Origin of the sequence: Marinobacter iranensis, from assembly GCF_029207565.1 — a bacterium.
GTDB lineage: Bacteria > Pseudomonadota > Gammaproteobacteria > Pseudomonadales > Oleiphilaceae > Marinobacter > Marinobacter iranensis.
Map to the genome: position 1 here is coordinate 181,120 of NZ_JANCMW010000004.1, position 26,275 is coordinate 207,394.

Genomic DNA, 26,275 nt, shown 5'->3' on the forward strand with positions numbered 1-26,275 from the left:
ATGTCGCAACTGCTGGAAATCAGGGACCTGTCGATACACTTTGACGCCACCATCAAGGCGGTCAAGGGTCTGTCCCTGAACATCGACAAGGGTGAGACCGTTGCGTTGGTGGGTGAAAGCGGCTCCGGCAAGTCGGTATCGGCGCTGTCCATACTGCGGCTGCTCGATGAGCGCCATGCCAGTTATCCGTCCGGTGAAATTCTTTTCCAGGGCGAGGACATACTGAAGGCCAGCCAGAAACGGCTGCGACAGATTCGGGGCCGTCAGGTCAGCATGATCTTCCAGGAACCCATGACCTCGCTCAACCCTTTGCACACGGTTGAAAAGCAGATCAGCGAAACCCTGGCCCTTCACAAGGGCCTGCGCGGCACCCAGGCGCGGGCGCGCTGTATCGAGCTGCTTGATCTGGTGGGCATACCGTCACCGGAAGAGCGGCTGAACAGTTACCCCCACCAGCTGTCGGGCGGCCAGAAGCAGAGGGTAATGATCGCCATGGCACTGGCCAACGAGCCGGATCTTCTGATTGCCGATGAGCCGACCACGGCACTGGATGTGACGGTCCAGAAGCAGGTGCTGGAATTGCTGAAGGACTTGCAGCACAAACTGGGTATGGCGATTCTTCTGATTACCCACGACCTGTCCATCGTCCGGCATTACGCCGATCATGTTGTGGTGATGGAGCATGGGCTCCTGGTGGAAGAAGCGCCTACAGCGAAGCTGTTCGAGTCACCGCAACACCCCTATACCAGGCGTCTGCTGGATGCCGAACCACCGGCTTCTCCGTCGGGCGCCATGGTTAACAACCAGTCACTGCTGGACGTCGAAGACCTGGACGTGCGCTTTATCACACGTAAAAGCCTGCTGGGCAGGTCCAAGTCGTGGTTCCAGGCTGTCGACAAGGCCAGCTTTTCCCTGAACCAGGGCGAAACCCTGGGCATCGTGGGTGAAAGCGGCAGCGGCAAGACTACCATCGGCCATGCCCTGCTGAAACTGACTGGCAGCACCGGCAGTATCCGGCTGAGCGGCAAGGAACTGGGTCCACTTGACCAGAAGCAGTTCCGACCCTGGCGCAGCCGCATCCAGATTGTCTTTCAGGACCCGTTCGGTAGCCTGAGCCCACGCATGTCGGTCGCCGAGATTGTGCGGGAAGGCCTGGACATTCACGCACCGGCAACGCCGGAAGAACAGGATCGGAAAGTCATCCAGGCACTAACCGATGTAGGCCTTGACCCAGAGGCCCGGCACCGCTACCCCCATGAATTCTCGGGGGGCCAGCGCCAACGCATTGCCATCGCCCGGGCACTTGTTCTGCAGCCGGAGCTCATTATTCTCGACGAACCCACCTCGGCACTCGACAGGACAGTCCAGAAGCAGGTCATTAACCTGTTACGGGATTTGCAGGACAAATATGGTCTAAGCTATGTATTTATCAGTCATGACCTGGCCGTGGTCCGCGCTCTCAGCCACAAGTTGCTGGTGCTCAAGAGCGGCCGGGTTGTGGAGTACGGCGAAGCAGCCACAATATTCAGCGCACCAAAACACGAATACACCCGTGAGCTGCTGGGAGCGGCCCTTTTCTACACCAGTAGACAATAAATGCAGGCCACCGCCAGTCACTACGACCAATTGAGCGTTACCCGCACCGCTGCGGTTCATGGATAATGCCTTAAACTGAAACACAGGGAGAATCGTTATGGGATTACTCAGTGGCAAGAAAGCACTGATTGTCGGCGTTGCAAGCAAACATTCCATTGCCTACGGCATCGCGGATGCCTTCCACAAGCAGGGAGCCGAACTGGCGTTCACCTACCAGAACGAAAAGCTCAAGTCCCGGGTGGAAAAGTTTGCCGAGGGCTGGGGCAGTTCGCTGATCTTTCCTTGCGATGTCGCCAGCGATGACGAAATCGAAGCCGTTTTCACCGAACTGGGCAAGCATTGGAAAGACATCGACATTATTGTTCACTCCGTGGGCTATGCCCCGGCGAACGAACTGGATGGCAACTACGTGGATGTCACCACCCGTGAAGGCTTCCGTATTGCCCACGACATCAGCTCCTACAGCTTTGTGGCCCTGGCCAAGGCCGGTCGAAAGATGATGCATGAGAACAGCTCCCTGCTGACCCTGAGCTACCTGGGTGCGGAGAAAGTACTGCAGAACTACAACGTCATGGGGCTTGCCAAGGCGTCCCTGGAGGCCAACGTTCGCTATATGGCTGGCAGCCTGGGGCGTGATGGTATCCGGGTTAACGCGATCTCCGCAGGGCCTATCAGGACCCTGGCGGCCTCCGGCATCAAGAGCTTCCGCCGGATGCTGGCCGAGAACGCAAGACGGGCGCCACTTCGCCGTAATGTGACAACCGACGAAGTCGGTAACGCCGCTGCGTTCATGTGTTCCGATATGGCCAGCGGTATTACGGGTGAGATCATGTACGTCGACGCCGGTTTCAACATTACCGGTATGGGCGAGCTGGAAGACTGAGCCTGCCCTGTTACCCCGGCGAGTCCCGAGACTGCCGGGGTAACGTCAATCTTCAGACATCGCTTTCGCGACCGCCTCCACCCATTCCAGACAGGACGTTTCGTCCGACTCCAGTATCTGAAGCCCCACCAGCCAGCTTCGTTCCGTATTGGGGCGACACCAAACGACTTCCACCATCAGCTGGAACGGCTCGGAGACATCATCCAGGCTGACCCAGGCGGGCAAAAGTGCGCCCGTAGGCAACGGTTCCGTTGTTGTCAGGCGTATCCCACGGGCAGAAACGTCACTGGTGCGTGATTCCAGCACTCGGCCTGACTGTTGCGGCCCATCGTCCGGAGGGGGCGACTCGAGCTCCAGTGTCACACCCGCGCTGGCGGTCAGCCGATACTCGGAACGGTTGTCCCCCGATTCCGGAGAGTCGTCGTAGTCGCCAAAGTCGTAATCAATATCGCTCATGGTCTTTTACCCGACGTTGTCAGTTGCGACCGACCCTGATACGGCCCACCACCCTGGAGAGGGTGTCATCAAATTCCGCAGCGCTTCCCAGAACACGAACCCTGCCCATTACGATCAGATCGACCAGTTCGTCCACCATGAACTCGCGCCGATTGAGGCCCAGCCGGTCGACGAAAACCAGTTTCCTGGAGGCGTTGATCCTTACCGCCAGTTTCAGTCGAACCGCATCCTTCCCTTCGCCGGCGCTTTCCTCAACAATCCAGCCGCCGAGTTTAATACCATCCACAAGCTCCCTTGCAGCAGTTTCACGCTCACGCAGCACGCGCGCCTGCTCAGCTTCCTCGTCCGCGATACGTTTCTCTTCAAGCTCTTTTTCCTGCCTGGCAACCTCTGCCTGTCGCGCGGTTTCTTCTTCCTCTCGCTGCCGCTCGGCTTCCGCCTTCTCACGCCGCAGTGACTCAGCCCGGGCCTTTGCTTCCTTTGCCGCCGTTTCCCGCTGGAGCTTCTGCCGCTCAAGTACCCCAGACAACGAGGTAATGGTTTCGGCCAACACCTGACCGAACGGAGTAAGCGGTGGCAATGGCCTCAAGGTGCCACTTTCAAGGGCACCGGAAAACCTCGACCAGGACATCAGGCCAAGCTTTACACCCGCGCCATTGGTCCAGAGCACCTCACAGGTATCCGGAAGCAGGGCAAAGAAAAACCGGCGACGTTCCGCCGCGCCCTCACCCTCTACAAACCACTTGCCTTGCAACGGCTCCACTTCCGAAGGTGACGGTGCGGTGAAAGACAACCAGGAAGGATCCCATGAAAAACGACTATCGCTGGGCAGTGCAGGCACAAGATCTGGCGTTTCACCGCGCAGTCGGGCCACCATCACCGACTGAACGCCCTCCATCGCGGTATCACTCAATGGCTTCTTGTTGACACGGCTCCAGACGTCGTGGATCCGGTCACCAATCTGCTCGCCCACGGTATACAGGCGGTTCCTGTCCCTGTCCGACAGATCCGGGTCCCCTACCCATACCAGCCACTCCAGCAGCTTGCTGGCATGACGCCAGTTTTCGCTGTCGGTGCCCTCTTCCCATACAATCTGCTTTATCAGGGCGAACCAGTAATCGAATATGAATCCCACCACGGCTTGCGGTAACTGTCGATTCTGCAGGGCACGGCCCACCAGCGCCCGTGCTGTCTGCTCTGCCTTCCTTTGCCTCGCAGCGCCCTGCTCCGTTTCCAGCAATCGCTGACGCAACCTGTCATTCTGCTGCTCCCGCCTTGCCGCATCCTCTTCCCACTGACGGCAAAACTCAATAACCGGGCTAACATCGCCGGAATCAAAACTGCCGGAAACCGCAATGATCAGGGAATCCAGCTGATCCAGCAGCGCCTTGCCGGAACGGCCGCCGGAACCGCTCCAGCCACGGCATTCCTGCAGACTATCGAGCCAGTGGACAATGGTGTCATTCAGGGCCTCGGCCCCTTCCAGGTTCATCCGCCAGGCAAAAAAGAAACGAAGGCGCGCAATTCGCCGGGCCAGTTCCGGGTGGAGACCACTGGTTTTGAGAAATACGCCCATAATGCGGTCTGCAACATAGGCGGAGTTGATCTGCCTGACCGACCAGGTCAGTGAAACCGAGCGAATAACGCGGGTAACCGGTTCATCCCGCTGCTCGGTCCAGCACGAGAGCAACAGTGGCCGCCAGTCACTGACCGCGTCGGGGGCAAGCTTACCGGCCGGGTAAGGAAGGTCCGGTACACGAATGCCTGAGAGCACGTCTCCAATCTTCTTTACCACCTGCTTTCGGGGCAGTACTTTCCGCTTGTTCGGCGTGCTCTGCTGCATCCATTCCCCGCGCGTCAGAAGCGTTGAAAAGGTTGATCAAATAACGCAGTATAACCAACTCGCCGGGGTTTACTGCAACTAAACGCCGGCCGGTCATGTTTTATGCGACGGGGATAACAACAGAATGTCGGGCACCAAACTAGAGAATCTGAATGTGGCGAGTCAGGAACCATTGATTACCCCTGAAGCGCTCAAGCAGGAGATGCCGCTTTCCGGCAAAGCCGCGGAAACGGTGGAAAAAGGCCGCCAGGCCATCTATGACATCATGGATGGAAAGGATCATCGCCTGTTTGTGGTGGTGGGCCCCTGCTCCATTCATGACGTTGAAGCCGCCCTGGAATACGCCGCCAAGCTGAAGAAGCTGGCAGACGAAGTCAGCGACACCCTGCTCATTGTCATGCGGGTTTATTTCGAGAAGCCCCGCACCACCGTGGGCTGGAAGGGGCTGATCAACGATCCGCACCTGAACGACACCTTTGATATTGAACAGGGCCTGCATATCGGCCGTCGCCTGCTGCTGGATATTTCGGAGCTGGGCCTGCCCACGGCCACCGAAGCACTTGACCCCATCTCCCCGCAGTACCTCCAGGACACCATTTCCTGGTCCGCCATCGGCGCGCGTACCACTGAATCCCAGACTCACCGCGAGATGAGCAGCGGTCTGTCCATGGCCATTGGCTTCAAGAACGGCACCGATGGCAGCCTGGATGTCGCCGTGAATGCGATGAAATCCGTTTCCCATCCTCACAGTTTCCTGGGCATCGACCAGCAGGGCAAGGTGGCGATCATCCGTACCCGTGGCAACAACTACGGTCATGTGGTTCTGCGTGGTGGTGGTGGCAAGCCCAACTATGATTCCGTCAGCGTTGCCCTGTGCGAACAGGCACTGGAAAAGGCCAAGCTGCGCCAGTCCATCATGGTGGATTGCAGCCACGCCAACTCCAGCAAGGACCCGGCCATCCAGCCACTGGTTATCCAGGACATTACCCACCAGATTGTTGAAGGTAACCAGTCCATCCAGGGGCTGATGGTTGAAAGCAACCTGAACTGGGGTAACCAGTCGATCCCGGAAAACCTGGCTGATCTCAAATACGGCGTATCAGTGACTGATGCCTGCATCGACTGGGAGGCTACGGAGAAGGCACTGCACGATATGCGGGACAAACTGAAGGACGTATTGCCGAAGCGCCGCGGCTGATAGAAGTCCGGAGGCTGATTTCTCAGCCGCCTACCCAGTCGAGCCTGCTTCTCAGGGTCACCACATTGCCGATGATGACCAATGTGGGGGCAGGCACGGCGTTTTCCTCCACCCGCTCGACAATGTTGCGCAGGTTACCCGTGACCACCTGTTGTTGGGGTGTTGTACCTCTCGATACCAGGGCGACCGGCATATCCGGTGACATACCGTGGGCGACCAGTTGCCTGCAGATAACCGGTAGCCCCACAAGGCCCATATAGAAAACCAGAGTCTGGTTATTCTGTACAAAGTCCTTCCACGGCAAATCGCAGGTATCGTTCTTCAGGTGGCCGGTCACAAACCGGACCGACTGGGCATGATCCCGGTGAGTGAGTGGTATGCCGGCGTAGGCCGCACATCCGGAGGCAGCGGTAATCCCGGGCACCACTTGGAAGCGCACCCCGGCCGCGGCCAGTGTTTCGATCTCTTCCCCTCCACGACCAAAGATAAACGGGTCGCCGCCCTTAAGGCGCACTACTTTGTACCCCTTGCGGGCAAGCTCCACCAGTCGGTTATTGATCTGCTCCTGGGGCAAGGTATGGTTTGCCCGCTGTTTGCCAACATGGATCCGTTCGGCGGATTCGGGGATAAGCGATAGGATTTCCGGCGACACCAGGCGATCGTACAACACCACTTCCGCGGACTGGATCAGGCGCCAGGCCTTTAATGTCAGAAGCTCCGGATCACCGGGGCCGGCGCCCACGAGCGCGACCTCTCCCTCCGAGTTGTTCGGGTTCTCGGTAACCGGATTCCTGCGGTATCGAACTGGTGCAGGCTTTGCACCAACGCCCTTCCATGGTGCATCGTCGGATCTGTCACTCATTGGATTCTTTCCACACCTCCCATATACGGCTTCAGGACCTCCGGAACCAGAATGCTGCCGTCTTCCTGCTGGTAATTCTCCATAACCGCAATCAGTGCGCGGCCAACGGCCAGCCCGGAACCGTTCAGGGTATGGACGGGTTCCGGCTTGTTGGTTTCCGGGTTACGCCAACGTGCATGCATGCGCCGTGCCTGGAAATCCCGGGCGTTGGAACAGGAGGAAATTTCGCGATACTTGTCCTGCCCCGGCAGCCAGACCTCTATGTCATAGGTACGAGCGGCTGCAAACCCCATATCGCCCCCGCAAAGGTCCACCAACCGGTAAGGCAGTTCCAGAAGCTGCAGTACCTTTTCCGCATGTCCGGTCAGCGCCTCAAGTGCTGCTTCGGAATCTTCCGGCCGAACCACCTGTACCAGTTCCACCTTGTCGAACTGGTGTTGACGGATCATGCCACGGGTATCACGGCCGTAGGAGCCGGCCTCGCTGCGAAAACAAGGGGTGTGACAGACCAGTTTCAGGGGCAGCTCCGCCGCGTCGAGAATGGTATTACTGACCAGGTTGGTGGCGGGAACCTCCGCGGTCGGAATCAGGTACAGCGGCTTCTCCCCGTCGATGCGAAAAAGGTCTTCCTCGAACTTGGGGAGCTGCCCCGTGCCAAACAGCGTATCGGCGTTAACCAGATACGGCACGTAAGCTTCCGTGTAATCATGCTCGTCCGTATGAAGGTTGATCATGAACTGGGCAAGCGCCCGATGCAGGCGTGCAACCGGGCCGCGCATCACCGCAAAACGGGAATGAGCCAGCCGGGTGGCGGTCTCGAAATCCAGGCCGCCAAGCGCCTCTCCCAGCGCAACATGGTCCTTCGGCTCATAATCAAAGCGTTTGGGTGTGCCCCAGCGACGAATTTCAACATTGTCGTCTTCGCTCTCTCCGGCAGGCACGGTGTCATCTGGCAGGTTCGGAATCGCCGCCAGAAAGTCAATCAGCTCTTCCTGTAGTGCACGCAGCTCGTCTTCGGCGTCGGACTTCTGCTTCTTCAGATCCTCTACCTCATCCAGCAGAGGCTGAATGTCTTCACCAGCCGCCTTGGCCTTGCCAATGGATTTGGACCGACGGTTCTGCTCGCCCTGCAGGGTTTCCGTTTTCACCTGGATCGCCCTGCGGCGTTCCTCAAGCTGATCGAAGGCGGCTTTGTCAAAGGTAAACCCCTTGATGGCCAGGCGACGGGCGATCTCTTCAGTCTGGGTGCGGACACGTTTGGGATCGAGCATGATTATCCTGTTTCTGTTATTCACGATTGATTGGGCATTATACCTGCGCGTTTGCCTATGGCTACAGCGGGCAAGGTCAGGTGGGGGATTTCAGTTTTGCGGGTAACGCTTGCGGGGGCTGTTGCGATTCCACTCATCCAGTCGCTCCCGCTTTTCGGCGAGTTTGATCTCCAGGCCACGATTGACGGGCTGGTAATACCGGCGCTGATGAATGGATTCCGGCAGGTAGGACTCCCCCGCGGCAAAGGCCTCGGGCTCATCGTGGGCGTAACGGTATTCATCGCCGTGGCCCATGGATTTCAGCAACTTGGTAGGCGCATTGCGAAGATGCACCGGCACTTCGTAGTCGGGGTCGTTGCGGATATCGGCCATGCACTTGTTGAAGGCGTTATAGACCGCGTTGCTTTTCGGCGCCAGTGCCAGGTAGGTCACTGCCTGGGCAAGGGCCAGCTCGCCTTCCGGGGAGCCCAACCGCTCCTGGGCCTCCCAGGCATCCATGGAAATCTGCAGCGCACGGGGGTCGGCATTACCTATATCCTCGCTGGCAATCCTGGCCAACCGACGGGCCACATAAAGTGGATCGCAGCCGCCATCGAGCATCCGGCACAGCCAGTACAGGGAGCCATCGGGATCCGAACCCCGCACAGACTTGTGCAACGCCGATATCTGGTCATAGAAAACGTCACCGCCCTTGTCGAACCGCCTCAGGCTCGTTTGCAGCACCTGTTCCAGGTGGTCGCGGGTGATTCTCGCACTACCTTCGTCATCCGGCTCGGCAAGGTCCGTTGCAACCTCGAGGATATTCAGTGCCCGCCTGGCATCTCCACCCGAGGCCGATGCCATCAGCTCAAGGACTGGGCGCTCCACTGAAAAACGCCCTGCCAATCCCTCGGGAGAGGCCAGCGACCGGTCCAGCAACTCCAGGATGTCGTCATCCGATAGATTCTTGAGCACATAAACCCGGGTGCGGGACAACAATGCGCTATTGAGTTCGAAGGAGGGATTTTCGGTGGTGGCTCCCACAAAGATGAAAGTGCCGTCTTCTATGTGTGGGAGGAAGGCATCCTGCTGGCTTTTGTTGAAACGGTGAACCTCGTCCACGAACAGCAGGGTGTCTCGGCCTTCGCTACGCTTGCGCTCCTTGGCCCGCTCCACAATGGCGCGAATGTCCTTCACGCCGCTCAGAACGGCCGAGACGGTCTCGAAACTCAGATCACTGAGGTTGGCCAGCAGGCGGGCAAAGGTGGTCTTGCCGACGCCCGGAGGCCCCCAGAGGATCATGGAATGGAGCTGTCCCTGCTCCACCGCCCGGCGCAGGGGTTTGCCCTCGCCCACCAAGTGGGCCTGGCCAACGTATTCGTCAAGGGTTGCCGGGCGCATTCGCGCTGCCAGTGGCCGGAAACCCTGCTGTTCAGGGAACAGGCTGTCCTGCATCAGGCCCCGTCCCGGATCACATCCACGCTGTCTGGGTATTCCAGGGTGAACGCGCTGTCTTTTACCGGAGCGTTCAGGCGAATATCCTCGAAGCTCAGGACGCTGAGCTGGGCCAGTGAATCCCGCATGCGCATTTCCTGGAGCTCGCCGTTGTAGAACGTAAGCCTCAGCGAAACAAACAGGGAGTCCTCGTTTCTGGGCTCAAGGGTGAATTCACGCGTGTTCTCGCCCAGGGAGCGCGAGGTCACATGGTAGGTTTCATCCAGATTGTCCACTTCGCCACTGAGCAGTAGAGCCGGCGTTGTCGATACCCGTTCATCCAGGTTGTGTATCGTTACCTGTTCCAGGTCTGGATCGTAAACCTGCACCGTTTCGCCGTTGCTCACAACGAACTGTGAATGGGGCTCGCGGGTTTCCCAGTAGAACAATCCCGGGCGCTTGGCTTTCAGTGACCCCCGGCTTTCCTGGACACGGTTGCCGTTTTCATTAACGACAATCTGGATAAAATCGGACTGAAAGGATTCGTAGCTTTCAAGCATTGACGCAAGCTCGGCTGCCGCCTCCCCTCCCGACTTTTCCGCAGACGCCGGCGTCATGAATGCCATCAGTGCCGTAAATCCGGCGACTAACCACCGGGCCTTTCCTGAATCTGTCATCAACCTGTACTCCTCGTTTCTCGGTGGTTAGTCTCTTGGTGGCGGTGGCGCCAGCACTTCCCTGGCACCATTGTGGCCCGCGGCGCTAACCACACCGGATGCTTCCATGGCCTCTACCAGGTTTGCCGCCCGGTTATAGCCGATCTTGAATTTCCGCTGCACGGATGAAATGGAGACCCGTCTACCCTCGGTGACGAAGGCAACGGCCTCATCGAACAGGGCGTCCCCCTCGCTGTCTCCCCCACCATCACTCAGGTTTGGCACGCCAGGCAGGCTCTCGCCTTCAGCCCCGGTAAGCACATCGTCCAGGTAGACGGGCTCGCCACGGGCCTTCCAGGCATTGACCACCCGGTGTACTTCGTCATCGTCCACGAAGGCACCATGCACCCGGACCGGCAGCCCGGAACCGGGCGGCAGGTAGAGCATGTCACCATGCCCCAGCAACTGCTCGGCCCCGCCCTGGTCAAGCACAGTACGGGAATCAATCTTGGAGGACACCTGGAACGACATCCGTGTGGGGATGTTGGCCTTGATCAAGCCGGTGATAACGTCAACCGAGGGCCGCTGGGTTGCCAGGATCAGATGGATACCTGCAGCACGGGCCTTCTGAGCAATCCGCGCAATCAGCTCTTCCACTTTTTTGCCGACAATCATCATCATGTCGGCGAATTCGTCGATCACCACCACGATAAACGGCAGCGTTTCCAGTTCCGGCCGTTCCTGCTCGTCGTCAGCCAGGTACTCGTCCGGTTTCCAGGTCGGGTCCAGCAAGGGTTCACCCGCAGCAGCCGCATCCTTTACTTTACGGTTGTAGCCGGCAAGGTTACGCACGCCCAGGCTCGCCAGCAGCCGGTACCGACGTTCCATCTCGGCCACACACCAGCGCAGGGCGTTGGCCGCGTCTTTCATGTCGGTAACCACGGGCGCCAACAGGTGCGGAATACCATCGTAGATGCTCAATTCCAGCATCTTGGGGTCCACCATGATGAAGCGGACCTCTTCGGGCGTAGCTTTCAACAACATACTCAGGATCATGGCATTCACGCCCACCGACTTACCGGAACCAGTGGTACCGGCCACCAGCAGGTGGGGCATTTTGGCCAGGTTGGCCACCATCGGGTTACCGCCGATGTCATTGCCCAGTGCCAGTGTCAGCGCCGATGATGATTCCTGAAAGACCCGGGCGTTCAGTACTTCACTGAGCCGGACCATTTCCCGTTCTTCGTTCGGTATTTCAATGCCGACGACGGACTTGCCGGGAATCACTTCAACCACACGCACACTGAGAACCGCCAGTGAGCGGGCCAGATCCTTGGCCAGATTGGAGATCTTGCTGACCTTGACGCCGGGCGCGGGCTTTATTTCGAAACGCGTGATCACCGGGCCCGGGTTGACCTCGACCACTTCGACAGAAACCCCGAAATCCGCCAGTTTCTCTTCCAGCAGTCGCGACATATGCTGAAGCGACTCCTCGGAATACCCCCTTTCCTTGTGCTCTTCAGGGGGATCCAGCAGGGAGATGGGAGGAATGGTGCTTTCAATATCCTCCAGCAACGAGGCCTGCTTGTTGTTCACGCCCCTGGAGGTAGCGGACTGGTCCTCGCGTTTGAACGGAGAAATCTTCAGGGATTTTCCGGCAGGCTTCCCTGCGCCCTTTTGGGGGCCTTTTGGCTGAGGCGCGCTGTCATCGCGGGAACTGAAACTCTCCAGGCGCGCAGGTTCGGTATCTTCACCGGGGACAATACCTTCCAGGCCGGGCTCACGTCTTTCAGGACGCGGGGCGGGCTCCTTGACCTTTTGCTTACGCGGCCCAAGACCAAGCAGGCGCCGCCACCAGGAAACACGGCTTGCCGTTCCAGTAGCGACCCTGTCCCTCACCACCGGCGGTTCCGGTTTTTTTTTCTGGGGCTCGGGTGCAACAGGATTCGTTGCCGCAGGTTTGGGAGCTGTCTTGCCGGAGGAGGAAAACAGGTTCTTTATACCGGTGCCGATACGGAGGGTCAGGTTCCCAACCTGGTCCATCAGCCAGAACCAGGACAACCCGAGACTGACGGTCAGGGCAAACAGGAAGATGGCGATCAGCAACAGGGTCGTGGCGGGCAGGTTAAAGAAACGGACCATTGCCTCCGAGACCGCGGAACCCAACACCCCACCGGACGTTACACCAAGCCCGAACACCGAATAGAGTGACAACAGGCTGGTCGCCGAGAGAAGGATCAGCAGGAAGCCACCAAACCGCAGCAGAAACAGCGGCATGTGCATATCAATGGGATCGTTCCGGCGGCGAATCAGCATCAATGCGTAGCCGGCAATCATTACCGGAAACAGGAAGGCCACATGCCCGAAAAAGTCCCTAAGCAGGCTGGCAAGCCAGGCGCCGGTGCGCCCGGCGTAGTTCTGGACACTGGTCTCGTGACCGATGCTGGCCCAGCCCGGGTCCGACGGGCTGAAGGTGACCAGCGCCATGCCCAGATAGATGCACAGCGCAATCATCGCGATCACCGCACCTTCCCGGGCCCCCTGGGCCAGAAAACGACGGAACCTCACCTGCTTGTCGGTCAGTTCCCCTGATTTTTTCGCTTTTGCGCTCTCAGCCATGAATGCTCAGACAGTTCCCTGACGGTAATTTTCAAGAGCCTCAAACCCGCGTTGCAGATCGGTCTTGAGGTCCTCAACTGCTTCAATACCTACCGAGATCCGTACCAGATTTTCGGTAATACCCGCCTGCTCCTTGTCTTCCGGAGACAGGCGACCGTGCGTGGTGGTGGCCGGATGGGTAATGGTGGTTTTGACGTCACCAAGATTGGCGGTGATGGAAATCATCCGCGTTGCGTCAATAAACGCCCAGGCCTGCTCCCTTCCCCCCTTGACGGTAAAGGAAAGCACACCGCCGAACCCGCTCTGCTGCCGCTTCGCCAGGCCATGCTGCGGATGGTCGGGTAAGCCGGCATAGAATACCCGATCCACGGCGCCCTGCCCTTCCAGCCATTTCGCCAACTCTAACGCATTGTCACAGTGAGCGCGCATACGGATTGGTAAGGTTTCCAGACCCTTGAGGAACACCCAGGCATTAAATGGGCTCATGGTAGGCCCGGCAGAGCGGAGAAAGCCATAGACCTCCTCCATCAGATTATTCGGGCCAACCACAACGCCGCCAACACAGCGGCCCTGGCCATCCAGGTACTTGGTGGCCGAATGGATAATGATGTCGGCGCCATGCTCGAACGGGCGCTGCAGAACCGGGGTGCAGAAACAGTTGTCCACCACAAAGAAGGCGTCATTGGCCCGGGACAGCTCGGCAAGAGCGCCCATATCCGCCACTTCGCACAACGGGTTGGACGGCGTTTCAATAAAGATCATCCGGGTTTCCGGCCTCACGGCCCTACGCCACTGCTCCATATCCGTGAGCCCCACAAAGGTGGTTTCCACGCCGAATTTGGCCAGATACTTCTGGAACAACACGTTGGTGGTGCCAAACACGCCCCGCGAACAGATCACGTGGTCGCCGGCTTTCAGCAGTGCCATGCAGGTCGCCAGGATGGCTGCCATGCCCGAAGACGTGGCCACCGCCCGCTCACCGCCCTCCATCGCCGCTATGCGGGCTTCGAACGCCTGCACCGTCGGGTTGGTGAAGCGGGAATAGATATTGCCAGGCTCCTCACCACCAAACCGGGCCGCAGCCTGGGCGGCACTGCCGTAGACGAAGCTGGAGGTGGGGAAAATCGCGTCGCTGTGTTCCAGTTGGCCGGTCCGGATCTGGCCGGCACGGACCGCGAGAGTGTCCACAGACATGCCCTCAAGATCCGACTCGGGGATCAGGACGTGCTCTTCGCGGCGATAGGTCATGACAAACTCCTGTTTACAGCCATGGTTTGGTCAGTCTTCATCGTTATACAGATCAATAATACCGTTATCGGAAGAATCCCCGGAACCGGCCTCGGCCTGGAAGCGATTTTCATCGTTACGGGCGGCTTCCAGCTTGTTGAGATACGCAGCATCCACATCACCGGTAATGTAGTTTCCGGTAAATACCGAGCATTCCCAACCCTCGATCTCCGGGTTAACATCGTTTACGCAGGTAATCAGGTCATCAAGATCCTGATACAGCAGCCAGTCGGCACCAATCAGTTCGCCAATTTCCTCAACACTGCGGTCATGGGCGATGAGTTCATTCACCGATGGCATATCAATGCCATAAACATTGGGATAGCGAACAGGAGGCGCCGCAGAGGCAAAGTACACCTTGCGGGCACCGGCATCCCGGGCCATCTGGACGATTTCCTTGCAGGTAGTGCCCCGCACAATGGAATCGTCCACCAGCATCACGTTCTTACCCCGGAACTCAAGGTCAATGGGGTTCAGCTTTTGGCGCACAGATTTCTTGCGCATTTTCTGGCCAGGCATGATAAAGGTTCGACCGATATAACGGTTCTTGATGAAACCCTCTCGAAACTTCACTCCCAACCGGTGCGCCATCTGCATTGCAGAGGTACGGCTGGTGTCGGGAATGGGCATCACTACGTCGATATCATGGTCCGGACGCTCACGCATCACCTTCTCTGCCAGCGTCTCCCCCATTCTGAGACGCGCCTTGTAAACCGATACCTTGTCGATGATGGAGTCCGGCCGTGCGAAATACACATGCTCGAACACACAGGGATAGAGATGGGGCGCCTCGGCACACTGCTGGGTATACAAAGTGCCATCGGTTTCAATGTAAACAGCCTCGCCCGGAGCTATGTCCCTTACCAGCTTGAAGCCCGCAGCACTCAGGGCCACGCTCTCGGAGGCAATCATGTACTCCTCCCCTTCCTCGGTTTTGCGCACCCCATAACAGGCAGGGCGAATACCGTTGGGGTCCCGGAAGCCGACAATGCCATAACCGGTAATCATTGCAATAACCGCGTAGGCGCCCCGGCAGCGCTTGTGTACTGCACGTACCGCGGCAAAGATCTCTTCCTTGGTCGGGTCCAGTTTGCCCAACTTCTGCAGTTCGTGGGCAAACACGTTCAGCAGTACTTCCGAGTCCGAGTTGGTGTTGATGTGGCGGAGATCGGTGCGAAACAGGTCCCGGCTGAGATCGTCGGCATTGGTCAGGTTACCGTTGTGAGCCAGGGTAATACCGTAGGGGCTGTTGACATAGAACGGCTGCGCCTCGGCGGAACTGGAACTGCCCGCCGTGGGATAACGGACATGCCCGATGCCCACATTGCCCACCAGCCGGCGCATATGACGGGTACGGAACACATCCCGCACCAGCCCGTTGTCCTTGCGCAGATAAAAGCGCTCATCCTGAAAGGTAACAATTCCCGCTGCATCCTGGCCCCGGTGCTGTAATACGGTCAGCGCGTCGTAAAGCGACTGATTCACGTTGGAAGTACTGACTATGCCGACAATGCCACACATGGATACGGTAATCTCCGAAGCGTTAATACTGAATGTTAGCGGGACGCGGAAGCAGGTTCCACGTTATCTTCCTGCTGAGAACCGGAGGGGTCATCCTTCTCCCCGCCCGCCGGCCCGAGAAAGCGGGCAAATTCGTCTCCAAGGGTTCTTCTTGACCAGTCCTCCACCACGGCCAGACGGTCAATCATCACAGATGTGCGCCACCAGGTATCTTCTGCCAGCGGCGTGTAGCGCGTAAACGCAATTCCGACAATCACCACGACCACCCCACGCAACAGGCCAAAGCCCATACCGAGCACCCTGTCGGTGGCGGACAGGCCTGTGGCCCGAACCAGGTGGCCGATCATGTTATTGATGATGGCCCCGACAATCAGGGTGCCAAAGAACAGGATGGCAAACGCCGCTACAAGGCGTACCAGAGGCGTTTCAACGGTGCCCTCAAGGAGAGACTGCATCTGGGGATGGAACGTCCGGGCAAGGATAAACGCACCTACCCAGGTAATCAGCGACAGCGCTTCTTTAATAAAGCCGCGCTTCAGACTGATAAGGGTGGAAACAGTTATCAGGGCAATGATGACCCAGTCGATCCAGATCAGCGCATCCATGGAAATCCCGGTGGAAATAAGGAAGCGCGAATTCTATCAGGAAACGTCACCCGACCAAACCGCCCATTGCTTATAAGTGACGGGTGAAACCGGTGCTATTTATCACCGGAGGTGACCAGGCTGTTAAGTCCAAAGGCTTTGTCGAGCACCTGCTTCGCCCTTTCCGCTTCTGCCTTTTCGGCGAATGGCCCGCTGAACACCCGGGTAAGTTCGGTATCGCCTCGGGTGACTTGCTGCAGGTGGGAGTTGTAGCCTTTGTCACGAACCTTGTCACGCAGGCGCCTGGCATTGTCACCACTACCGAAACTGCCCAATTGAACAACCCACGCGCCTTCCAGGGAGCGGGTGTACTCCACCGAGTCCTCTTCCGCAACGGCCTCTTCGGGTTCCGGCGATGTGGCAGGGGGTGGATCTGGCTGACTTTGAGGCTCTTCAGACACCTCGGTAACAGGCGCGGGCCCGGTACCCACTATATCTGTATCTGGTACCGGCTCATCCATGGACGGCTGGGGCGCCTGCTCACCAGATGCCTCGTTTTCCTCAAGCCGGTAGGCAGGGGCATCCGACAGCTCGGGCTCCGGCGCATCAACTTCCGGGAACGGTGGCTCCTCGGGGATATTGATGGTGGTGGATTCACGCTCGGAATGTGGCTCGTCGAACATCATCGGTACAAAGATAACGGCAAGAGACACCAGCACAAGCGCCCCGATGATTCTTTGTTTCAGTCCGTCCACGTTAGGTTGTCCCCTGTTTGTTTCTGACTCGCCATGATTGACTGTTTTCTGTGCCCGATACTAACCGCCCCCTGCGGAGAACTCAAAGCTTCGGGGCGGGAATGAAGGATATTTAAGACATGTCTTTTCCCAATTCGACCCTGGCGGCTGCCACCGTGTAGAAGGACCCGAAAACCACCACCCGATCGTGCGGACCGGCCCCTCCAACCGCTTTGTGGAGCGCCTCGGCGACCGAAGAAGAAATGCTTGCCACAGGCTGCCGGAGTGCGCCCCCTATTCGGTCGGCCAGTTCATGGCACGTCAAACCCCGGGCAACATCAAGCCCGGCCAGATGCCACTCGTCCACGACGGGCGCCATGGCGCCAGCCACACCCTCTACGTCCTTGTCGGCCAGGGCGGCGTAAACGGCGATAACCCGCCCAGCCGCATCTCCCTGACAGCTAAGTCGTGCAGCAAGCCATCTGGCGGCATGGGGGTTGTGGCCAACGTCCACCACGACCAGGGGTGCCGAACGCAAAACCTCGTAACGACCCGGCAGTGTGAGCCCGGCAATGACCTGCTCAATGACCGGAAGCTCCAACTCGGGCTCCAATTGCCTTATTGCAACAATTGCTGCGGCCAGGCTGTGGCTGGGCAGACCGGTATCGGGAATAAAAACCCGGTCGCCGTAACGAGCCTGCTCCAGCCAGACACCGCCTACCGGCTCGTCAAACGCATCCGAAGGAACCAGGTGATAGGACTCCCCCGGCCGTTCAAGCTGCACCTTCTGGGCCGCCACCTGCTGCAGCACAGACGCAGGCGGATCAATATCGGCGTAAACGGCGGGAATGCCCGGGCGCAGGATGCCGGCCTTCTCAAAACCGATCACCTCCCGGTTGTCTCCCAGGAAGGACACATGATCGATATCGACCGACGTGATGATGACAAGGTCCGGATCCAGTACATTGACCGCGTCCAGGCGCCCGCCAAGACCGACCTCCAGCACCCAGTTGTCCACACCTGCTTCCTGGAACAAAACAAACGCGGCAAGGGTACCGAATTCAAAGTAGGTTAGCGTGGTATCTTTTCGTGCAACTTCCACCTGCTCAAAAGCGCGAACCAGCTGCTCGTCGCTGGCATCCACGCCGTTAATACGAACCCGTTCGTTATAGACCTGCAGATGCGGCGAGGTATAGGCCCCGGTGGACCGCCCCGTCCTGATCAGCAGCTTTTCGATGGCAGCGACAGCGCTGCCCTTGCCATTGGTGCCGGCAACCGTAATGATCCGGGCACCGGGATTACGGCGAAACAGGCGACGCAAGACCAGCAGCACACGGTCGAGGCCCAGGTCGATTTCAGACGGATGAATGGATTCGAGGTAGCCAAGCCACTGCTCAAGGGTGGCTCCGGCGCCCGGCACTGGAACATGCCGGGCGCCAGGATTATTCTGCGGGGGCATCGGCTTCCGGTCGTTCGGAGACGTCGAACTCAATCGGTGCTTCCGTGGCTGGCTTGTCCAGACCGGTGAACTTGGCCAGAAGCGCCGCGATACGCTCACGCATCTGGTGGCGGTGAAGAATCATATCAATGGCGCCGTGCTCCAGCAGGAATTCGCTGCGCTGAAAGCCCTCGGGCAGCTTTTCGCGAACCGTCTGCTCAATAACGCGGGGCCCAGCGAAGCCAATCAGAGCATAGGGCTCGGCAATGTTGAGGTCACCCAACATAGCGAGACTCGCGGACACACCCCCGAATACCGGGTCGGTCATCACCGAGATATAGGGAATGCCCTCCTGCTTCATGCGTTCGAGCACCGCAGCGGTTTTGGACATCTGCATCAGCGACAGGATCGCTTCCTGCATCCGTGCACCACCACTGGCAGAAAAGCACACCAAGGGAATACGTTCTTCCAGGCACACGTTGGCTGCCTGAACGAACTTTTCACCCACAACCTGGCCCATGGAGCCGCCGAGGAAACTGAACTCGAACGCCACCGCAACCAGTGGAATGTCCAGGCTAGTACCACGCATGGCCACCAGGGCGTCTTTCTCACCGGTTGCCTTCTGATTCTGGGTCAGACGGTCCTTGTACCGCTTGCTGTCCTTGAACTTCAGACGATCCCAGGGCTCAAGGTCCGCAGCTATTTCCTCGCGGCCATCCTTGTCCAGAAAGATATCGAGGCGGCGGCGGGCCGTTACTCTCAGATGATGCTGACATTTGGGACAAACGTCCAGATTCTTGTCCAGCTCCGGCTTGTACAAAAAGGCCCCACACTTGGGACATTTCTTCCACAGACCCTCGGGAACACCGGTCCGTTGCTTGGATTCCGAGCGAATCTTGCTCGGCATGATCTTGTCCAGCCAGTTACTCATGATCTCATCCTGTCCTTTTATGCCTGCCGGTTACCCTGTCTGTCAGGAAGCCAGGCTGTCCAGTGCTTCTCGCATCGGGTGAAGCAGATCCGACAACGCCCGTTTGAGCTGCTCAGGATCTGCCTGATTCCGGGCTATTGTATCGACCAGTACACTGCCGACAATTACACCATCGGATACCCGGCCAACCGCGGCGGCGGTCGCAGCGTCACGAATGCCAAAGCCGACACCTACCGGAAGTGCGGTGAGTTCGTGAATGTGCGCAACCTTCGAAGCCACTTCATCCACATCAATCTTGCCGGCACCGGTAACGCCCTTGAATGAAACATAGTACACATAGCCGGAACTGTGCTCACTGATTGCCCGAATACGGTCATCGGTAGTGGTGGGCGCCAGCAGGAAAATCGCATCCAGATTGCGCGCAGTGAACAATGGCGCGACTTCGTCCGCTTCCTCCGGTGGCAGGTCTACGGTGAGAATACCGTCCACACCCGCATCCACGGCGGCATCGGCAAACTTTTCCTGCCCCATGGCTTCCATGGGGTTGAGATACCCCATCAGCACAACGGGTGTTGCGTCGTCCTTCTCGCGGAAAGTCTTCACCATTGCCAGTACCTGGCGCAGGGACGTTCCATGCTTCAGGGCCCGCTCACAGGCCAGCTGGATCACCGGTCCATCCGCCATTGGGTCCGAGAACGGCACTCCCAACTCGATGATGTCCGCGCCGGCGTCCACCAGCGTGTGCATCAGATCGACGGTCAGATCCGGATGTGGATCACCTGCAGTAATGTACGGAATCAGCGCCTTGCGACCCTGCCCTTTCAGGGCTTTCAGCACCCCTTCAATTCGACTCATGCCTGCTCCTGTATTTTTCCTGCACTGCACCGTACCGGTCCGGCGCCTGTTCATCAGGCGCCGGATGCCTGATTAAACCTCGATACCGTCCAGTTGGGCGATGGTATGGATATCCTTGTCGCCACGACCGGAGATGTTAATAACAACCACCTTATCCTTGTCCATCGTGGCGGCCAGTTTGATTGCGTAGGCAACCGCATGGGCGGTCTCCAGGGCCGGCATGATGCCCTCGACCCGCGTCAGCTTGCGGAAGCCATCAAGCGCCTCGTCGTCGGTGACAGACACATAGTGTGCCCGACCAATGTCCTTCAACCAGCTGTGCTCGGGCCCAACGCCCGGATAGTCCAGGCCGGCGCTGACTGAATGGGTAGCGGCAATCTGGCCGTTCTCGTCTTCCATCAGGTAGGTACGGTTGCCATGCAGCACGCCCGGACGGCCCGCACTCAGAGGGGCAGCATGCTTGCCGGTATCGATACCGAGGCCGCCCGCTTCCACGCCGTACATCTCGACGCTTTCATCGGTCAGGAACGGGTAGAACATGCCAATGGCGTTGGAACCGCCACCAACACAGGCCACCAGCGCATCAGGCAGCTTTCCGGCCTGGGCCAGGCACTGTTCACGGGTCTCGCGGCCGATGACGGATTGGAAATCACGCACCAGCAGCGGGTAAGGATGCGGACCAGCGACGGTACCGATAATGTAGAAGGTATCGTCAACATTCGCCACCCAGTCACGCATGGCATCGTTCATGGCGTCCTTGAGGGTGCGGGTGCCGCTCTGGACAGAATGAACCTCCGCCCCCAGCAGCTTCATCCGGTAGACGTTCAGGGATTGCCGCTTGACGTCTTCGGCGCCCATGAAAACATGGCATTCAAGCCCAAGGCGAGCACATACCGTGGCCGTGGCCACACCGTGCTGCCCGGCACCGGTTTCAGCAATCACACGTTTCTTGCCCAGGAAGCTGGCCAGCAGGGCCTGGCCAATGGTGTTGTTCACCTTGTGGGCGCCGGTATGGTTCAGGTCTTCCCGCTTGAGCCAGATCTGTGCACCGCCGGTTTCCCGGGTCAGCCGCTCGGCAAAATACAACGGGCTGGGACGACCTACATAGTGTGCCAGGTCTTTGTCGAACTCGGCCTGGAATTCCGGATCGTCCTTGAGCCTCTTGTATTCGCGCTCAAGGGTCAGCAGGGAATCAAACAACGTTTCGGAGACAAATCGCCCGCCATAGGCACCGAAGTGGCCCCGTGCATCCGGAAGCGCTTTGAGCATTTCTTCAGTCAGTTTCATCGACACGGTGAACCTCGTTTATAAAATCAGTGATTTTTTCGACGTCTTTGATGCCTTTGCTACTCTCCACACCACCACTGACATCAACCGCCCAGGGCCGCACCTGCGCAACAGCGCTGGATACGTTATCAGAAGCAAGCCCGCCGGCCAATATAAGCGGCAGCGGTCGCGTCGTGGGTATCAGCGACCAGTTGAACGCCTGGCCGGTACCGCCATATTTCTGCGGGTCCCATGCATCCACCAACAGCCCGCTGGCCTTGTGGTAACGCTCAAAAGCATTTTCGATATCAACAGTTTCACGGACCCGCACGGCCTTGATCCAGCGCACCCCGAAACTGTCGCAGAATTCCGGGGATTCATCACCATGAAACTGGAGCAGATCCAGTGGCACCTGTGACAACACCTCCCTGACAAACGACGCTTCCGGGTTCACGAACAGTCCCGTCGCCGTTACGAAGGGAGGAACCGCATCTACCAGTTCCCTGGCGTTGCCAGGCGCCAAATACCGGGGGCTGGGTTCGTAGAATACAAAGCCGAGGGCATCCGCTCCGGCGCTGGCGGCCGCGATAACATCCTGCTTTCGGGTAATACCACAGATCTTGACCCGGGTTCTCATAAGCCGTTTATCGCTGTTTTCGATGTATGTGTGTCGGACTGCGTGGCCGGTTTTCGTCGGTCTCAAACCAGGGCGTCACAAACGCTGGCCCGCACTGGGCCGCAGGGATCGAAAACGCCTCCGGGTACCCCACATCCACCAGGTAAAGTCCATGGGGCGGCGCCGTCACGCCTGCGGCGGTCCTGTCCTTCGTTTCAAGTATCTCACGAATCCATTCTGGCTGCTGCCTCCCTGTACCAACGGCCATCAGTGCCCCGGCAATATTGCGGACCATGTGGTGCAGAAATGCATTGGCCTGCACATCAATTACGACGAAATCGCCCTTTCGGGTTACGTTGATTGCTTCAAGGAAGCGGATAGGCGTCCTGGACTGGCAACCCGCTGCCCGGAACGAGGAAAAATCGTGTTCGCCCCGCAGGTGCTGGGCGGCCTTGTGCATAAGTGCCGCATCCAGGGGGCGGAAGGTCCAGCTCACTTGGCCACTAAGGATACCCGGACGCACCGCATGGTTGTAGATCACGTAGCGATAACGACGATAGGTCGCGGAAAACCGGGCGTGGAAATCACCAATACCATTACCGGCCCAGTGAACGGCTATGTCCGGTGGCAGCGAGGTGTTGATCCCCATGACCCATGAGCGGGGATTACGCACCGATGGCGTCTCGAAATGGGCAATCTGGTAGCTGGCGTGAACCCCGGCGTCGGTGCGACCGGCACACACCAGATCAACCGGATGGTCGGCCACCTTTGATACCGCCCGGGTCAGCTCCCCCTGAACCGACCGAACGCCTGATTTCTGGTATTGCCAGCCATGGAAGCCCCGGCCGTCGTACTCAAAGGCAAGCGCGACCCGCCCCGCTCCGATAGCGCTTTCGGTGGTCAATGGTTGTGGTGTAACAAACAATGAAGTGTCCGGATTGGCGTGCTGATAACAAAACAAAACGCCGGCATTCATTCCGGGTCAGGCCCGGTTAGCCGGCGTTTTGCACTCCCTGTACCGATTATATCGAATCAGGACAGATTTTTAAGGAGATCCTGCGCTTCCGCTTTCTGCTCCTCGCTTCCTTCAAGGGCAACTTCCTCGAGGATATCCCTGGCTCCGTCCACATCGCCCATTTCCACATAGGCCCTGGCAAGGTCCAGCTTGGTCGACGCTTCATCGGTACCCGTCAGGAAATCGAAGTCATCGTCATCGCCTAGATCGGCTTCATCGATATCTCCTGAGCCGGAGCCCGCCCTGGAAGAAGCCGTATCCGAAGCGACGGGCGGCTCACCCGCGTCTCCTTCTGGCGCTTCGTCGATAGCAGCGAGATCCTCATCACTAAGTTCTGGAAGCTCTTCTTCCACTTCCTCAGCGCCTGCGACCGTCTCCTCCGGATCCGCCGGTTCCTCACCGCTCAGCGTGTCCTCCAGGCCCAGTTCCTCGTCCAGCGGTGTTTTGTCGTCTTTCTCCTGATCAGTGACTGCATCCGTACCTGCAGAGTCACCGGAATCCGCAAACTCTTCCATAAGGGCAAGATCCTCATCAGACACATCCAGCTCCAGGTCATCCAGTTCGCCCTGCTCACTGTCAGACGAAGCCTCATCTTCGCCAGCTACCTTGTCCAGTTCCGCATCGAGTTCATCCAGGAAGGACTCATCCAGAGAATCCAGTTCACCCTCTTCCAGATCACCCTCTTCCAACTTGTCGATTTCCAGATCTTCGCCTTCGGGTTCTCCGGTATCGACTTCCGTTGACTCCAGATCACCCTCATCCAATTCCAGTGAATCGAATTCGTCGGATTCATCCGCCGCTTCCGCGGACTCCTCATCCGCGAAATCAAGGCTCAGGTCATCATCGGCGCCATGTTTCTCTGGCTCATCAGCTGTTTCATCTTCGAGCGAGAAGTCGAACGAGTCATCTGTCAGTTCATCGGTTTCGTCAACAGATGCTTCGTCTTCGCTGGAGGACGTATCAATACCTGAAAGATCGTACTCGATCAGATCGTCCGGGCCCGGTTCCTTTTCAGATTCTCCGGAATGCGCTTCTTCGGATTCATCCAGATCAGAAAAATCAGTTTCCAGACTGCCAAACTCATCTTCCTCTTCTTCGCCCGTGGCGGACTCATACCGGTCTGAAGCGAGTTCGTCAGATACCGGCTCCTCTTCCCGCGCTCCGGTGTCGAACGAATCAGATCTCAACTGCGACTCGAGGTCATCAATGCTCGGCATTGACTCCGCCTCTTCCAGGCGGGTACGCAGTGCATGAGCTTCAGCAAGGGCCTGTTCATCCTCCAGTGTCTCAACTTCACCAAGCTGCTTCTCGAAAGACTGCCTGTCCTGGGTATCCGCATAGACGCCCAGCAATTTCAGCCGGAGATCGGTGCGGCTGGGCTCTCTGGAAATGGCGGTTTCCAGCGATTGAGCAGCCTGATCCATGCGCCCATAGGCAATGTAGGCATCCGCCTCAGCCAGGGGATCATTTTCCGGAGCCTCGGCACCCTCGTCTTCATCCAGGGTAAGGTCGAAGGAATCCGTGTCGCCATCCGCTTCGCTGTTCAACTGGTCGTAGAACGCCTTTTCACGATTGGCATTGCGGCGTGCCAGCAACAACAGGAGCAGCAACAGAACCACCAAGCCGCCACCAAGGGCAATCTGGTACACCGGATTGTTGGTAATGGCGCTCATGATGTTGCTCGGGAAGCCCTGATCAGGCTCGGCCGGCGGTGTTGGTGCTTCGCTGGCCGGCTGTTCGGGTGCAGGAGCGGCGACGCCCGCCTCCTCCTGATCGGCCTCGTCGTCAGCCATCTCACCGGTAGCGGCATCACCAGAGGCAACGTCCTCTTCTGCCATTTCAGCGCCATCATCCATGGCCGGAGCCTCTGAATCGTCTTCAGCAGCATCCGTTACAGAGTCCTCTGCCATGTCGTCGGTCGCAGACGGTTCGCCGGCACCGGCACCGGCACCGGCATCAACATCGGCACTTTCAGCAGCGTCAGTCTTCTCAGTGGTCGCATCAGCAAGTTCCCCTTCCGGGGCTGCTACATCGGCCCCGCCTTCGGCAACCTGCTCTGCCAGTGCTTCCTCACCCGGCGCATCAGCCGGCTGGCCGTTATCACCTTCTGCCTGCTGAATTTCGGCAAGCTGGGTATTTTTCAGTTCCAGCAGGCGCTGCAGCGTTTCCACTTGCTCCTGCAGATCATCAACCCGGCCCGTGAGTTCGTCGTTCTCACGACGGGCACTTTCGAGTTCCTCCATCGCAACGGCAGAGCCGGCGTCCACCCCACCGGCGGTATCGCCATCACCACCTGCGGACCCACCTTCTTCCGCATCACGCGTGCCGGTATCGCCGGCCAGCAACCTCAGTTCATCGCCACCGGCGGCCTGTCCCTCTGTGGGCTGGCCCGAAGCAACCTGGGTGTCCGTGGCGTCAACAGTTCGGTCAGGAGTGGAAAATGCTTCGTTTTGCGCCGCCACCTGTCGGACAGCTTCGGCACGGGAGCGGCTGCGAATCTGCTCAATATCCGGTACCCGCAGGACCTGTCCACGTTTGAGACGGTTGATATTCCCGGCAATGAAGGCGTCCGGATTCAGGTCCTGCAGGGCAAGCATGACCTGCTGCATGGACACACTGCTGTCCGGGCGAACACTGGATGCGATGTTCCACAGGGTATCGGAAGGCCCGGTGGGGCCAAAGGTCCTTGCACGCTGAGTGGTCGTGGTGCGTCGTGGCTCCCGGGAGGTTACCCGGGGCTGTTGTTGCTGACGCGCCGGCTGCGAGGCCTGCGGGGTGGAAGGTGCGGCAATCTGTTCCTGAACACCGGATTCCTCGGCGTAGACCGGGGGATCAACCAGCACCGAATACTCCCGCATCAGCCGGCCATTGGGCCACGTCACTTCCAGCAGAAAATTGAGATAGGGTTCCCGCAGGGGCTCGCGGGACGACACGTTAACCACCAGGCTGCCATCGCTGGCGGTGGTCACGCGGAAATCAAGTTTGGTAAGGAAATAGTTCCGGTCGATACCAACCCGTTCATAGGCCGATTCGGGAGCGATGTTTACAAACACATCACCGGGGTCAACTCCCTCGCTTTTACGCAGATTAATGTCTGCATCCAGAGGCTCATTCAGATAGGACTGTAATTCAATCTCACCCAGACCCAGGGCCTGTGCGACGCCGGAACCGAGCCCTCCCGCCAGAGCCAGAGCAACCGCAAGCTTGCGTACCTTCATGCTTTTTCCTTAC

21 protein-coding genes are annotated in these 26,275 nt (G+C 58.5%); 3 read left to right on the plus strand and 18 right to left on the minus strand.

Going from position 1 to position 26,275, the window contains the following annotated elements; all coding sequences use genetic code 11:
* Together NLU14_RS09035 and NLU14_RS09040 are read left to right on the plus strand one after the other, a co-directional pair.
* Window positions 1-1,596, plus strand: a complete 1,596-nt coding sequence (locus NLU14_RS09035; protein ID WP_275705903.1) for an ABC transporter ATP-binding protein — start codon at window positions 1-3, stop codon at window positions 1,594-1,596.
* 97 nt (window positions 1,597-1,693) lie between these two features.
* Entirely contained in the window at window positions 1,694-2,479 is a 786-nt protein-coding gene (locus tag NLU14_RS09040; RefSeq protein ID WP_275705904.1) for an enoyl-ACP reductase FabI, read from the plus strand.
* Between the two features lie 45 nt (window positions 2,480-2,524).
* On the opposite strand, the gene NLU14_RS09045 is transcribed toward NLU14_RS09040, so the two are convergent.
* Window positions 2,525-2,935: a PilZ domain-containing protein gene (locus NLU14_RS09045; RefSeq protein ID WP_275705905.1), complete on the minus strand. Its 411-nt coding sequence runs from the start codon at window positions 2,933-2,935 to the stop codon at window positions 2,525-2,527.
* Between the two features lie 19 nt (window positions 2,936-2,954).
* Window positions 2,955-4,778 carry a DUF1631 family protein gene (locus tag NLU14_RS09050; RefSeq protein WP_275705906.1) on the minus strand — a complete coding sequence of 608 codons (1,824 nt, stop codon included), beginning with the start codon at window positions 4,776-4,778 and terminating at the stop codon, window positions 2,955-2,957.
* 124 nt (window positions 4,779-4,902) lie between these two features.
* Here NLU14_RS09050 and NLU14_RS09055 point away from each other — a divergent pair, with 124 nt between their 5' ends.
* Window positions 4,903-5,976 (plus strand): 3-deoxy-7-phosphoheptulonate synthase, encoded by a 1,074-nt coding sequence (locus tag NLU14_RS09055; protein WP_275705907.1) that lies wholly within the window; start codon window positions 4,903-4,905, stop codon window positions 5,974-5,976.
* 22 nt (window positions 5,977-5,998) lie between these two features.
* Here the strand turns inward: NLU14_RS09055 and cobA are convergent, their stop codons facing one another.
* The 16 genes from cobA to NLU14_RS09135 all read right to left on the minus strand — a co-directional run bounded on the left by cobA (window position 5,999) and on the right by NLU14_RS09135 (window position 26,262).
* The gene (cobA, locus tag NLU14_RS09060; protein ID WP_275705908.1) at window positions 5,999-6,838 is read right to left on the minus strand and encodes a uroporphyrinogen-III C-methyltransferase; all 840 of its coding nucleotides are present in this window, start codon (window positions 6,836-6,838) and stop codon (window positions 5,999-6,001) included.
* On the minus strand, window positions 6,835-8,109 hold the full coding sequence (serS, locus tag NLU14_RS09065) for a serine--tRNA ligase (protein ID WP_275705909.1): 1,275 nt from the start codon (window positions 8,107-8,109) through the stop codon (window positions 6,835-6,837). Before serS ends, cobA begins: the two co-directional genes overlap by 4 nt.
* Before the next feature lie 90 nt (window positions 8,110-8,199).
* On the minus strand, window positions 8,200-9,543 hold the full coding sequence (locus NLU14_RS09070; RefSeq protein WP_275705910.1) for a replication-associated recombination protein A: 1,344 nt from the start codon (window positions 9,541-9,543) through the stop codon (window positions 8,200-8,202).
* A complete protein-coding gene (gene lolA, locus NLU14_RS09075; protein WP_420845051.1) occupies window positions 9,543-10,199 on the minus strand; it encodes an outer membrane lipoprotein periplasmic chaperone LolA in 657 nt (218 codons plus the stop codon). Before lolA ends, NLU14_RS09070 begins: the two co-directional genes overlap by 1 nt.
* A gap of 27 nt (window positions 10,200-10,226) precedes the next feature.
* Window positions 10,227-12,797: a DNA translocase FtsK gene (locus NLU14_RS09080; protein WP_275705911.1), complete on the minus strand. Its 2,571-nt coding sequence runs from the start codon at window positions 12,795-12,797 to the stop codon at window positions 10,227-10,229.
* Between the two features lie 6 nt (window positions 12,798-12,803).
* Entirely contained in the window at window positions 12,804-14,045 is a 1,242-nt protein-coding gene (locus tag NLU14_RS09085; RefSeq protein WP_275705912.1) for an O-succinylhomoserine sulfhydrylase, read from the minus strand.
* A 30-nt stretch (window positions 14,046-14,075) separates the two neighbouring features.
* Complete coding sequence (purF, locus tag NLU14_RS09090; protein ID WP_275705913.1) at window positions 14,076-15,605, minus strand: amidophosphoribosyltransferase; 1,530 nt, start codon at window positions 15,603-15,605, stop codon at window positions 14,076-14,078.
* Between the two features lie 35 nt (window positions 15,606-15,640).
* Entirely contained in the window at window positions 15,641-16,210 is a 570-nt protein-coding gene (locus tag NLU14_RS09095; protein WP_275705914.1) for a CvpA family protein, read from the minus strand.
* 95 nt (window positions 16,211-16,305) lie between these two features.
* Window positions 16,306-16,944 carry an SPOR domain-containing protein gene (locus NLU14_RS09100; RefSeq protein ID WP_275705915.1) on the minus strand — a complete coding sequence of 213 codons (639 nt, stop codon included), beginning with the start codon at window positions 16,942-16,944 and terminating at the stop codon, window positions 16,306-16,308.
* 112 nt (window positions 16,945-17,056) lie between these two features.
* Entirely contained in the window at window positions 17,057-18,382 is a 1,326-nt protein-coding gene (gene folC / locus NLU14_RS09105) for a bifunctional tetrahydrofolate synthase/dihydrofolate synthase (RefSeq protein WP_275705916.1), read from the minus strand.
* Complete coding sequence (gene accD / locus NLU14_RS09110; RefSeq protein WP_275705917.1) at window positions 18,366-19,292, minus strand: acetyl-CoA carboxylase, carboxyltransferase subunit beta; 927 nt, start codon at window positions 19,290-19,292, stop codon at window positions 18,366-18,368. Before accD ends, folC begins: the two co-directional genes overlap by 17 nt.
* A 42-nt stretch (window positions 19,293-19,334) precedes the next feature.
* Entirely contained in the window at window positions 19,335-20,147 is an 813-nt protein-coding gene (trpA, locus tag NLU14_RS09115) for a tryptophan synthase subunit alpha (RefSeq protein ID WP_275705918.1), read from the minus strand.
* Window positions 20,148-20,219: 72 nt separating this feature from the next.
* A complete protein-coding gene (trpB, locus tag NLU14_RS09120; protein ID WP_275706000.1) occupies window positions 20,220-21,428 on the minus strand; it encodes a tryptophan synthase subunit beta in 1,209 nt (402 codons plus the stop codon).
* Window positions 21,421-22,050 carry a phosphoribosylanthranilate isomerase gene (locus NLU14_RS09125; RefSeq protein WP_275705919.1) on the minus strand — a complete coding sequence of 210 codons (630 nt, stop codon included), beginning with the start codon at window positions 22,048-22,050 and terminating at the stop codon, window positions 21,421-21,423. The genes trpB and NLU14_RS09125 overlap by 8 nt, the downstream gene beginning before the upstream one ends.
* 7 nt (window positions 22,051-22,057) lie before the next feature.
* A complete protein-coding gene (gene truA / locus NLU14_RS09130; RefSeq protein WP_275705920.1) occupies window positions 22,058-22,954 on the minus strand; it encodes a tRNA pseudouridine(38-40) synthase TruA in 897 nt (298 codons plus the stop codon).
* Between the two features lie 107 nt (window positions 22,955-23,061).
* Window positions 23,062-26,262, minus strand: coding sequence for a FimV/HubP family polar landmark protein (locus NLU14_RS09135; protein WP_275705921.1), 3,201 nt, complete (start codon window positions 26,260-26,262; stop codon window positions 23,062-23,064).
* Between the last annotated feature and the right edge of the window lie 13 nt (window positions 26,263-26,275).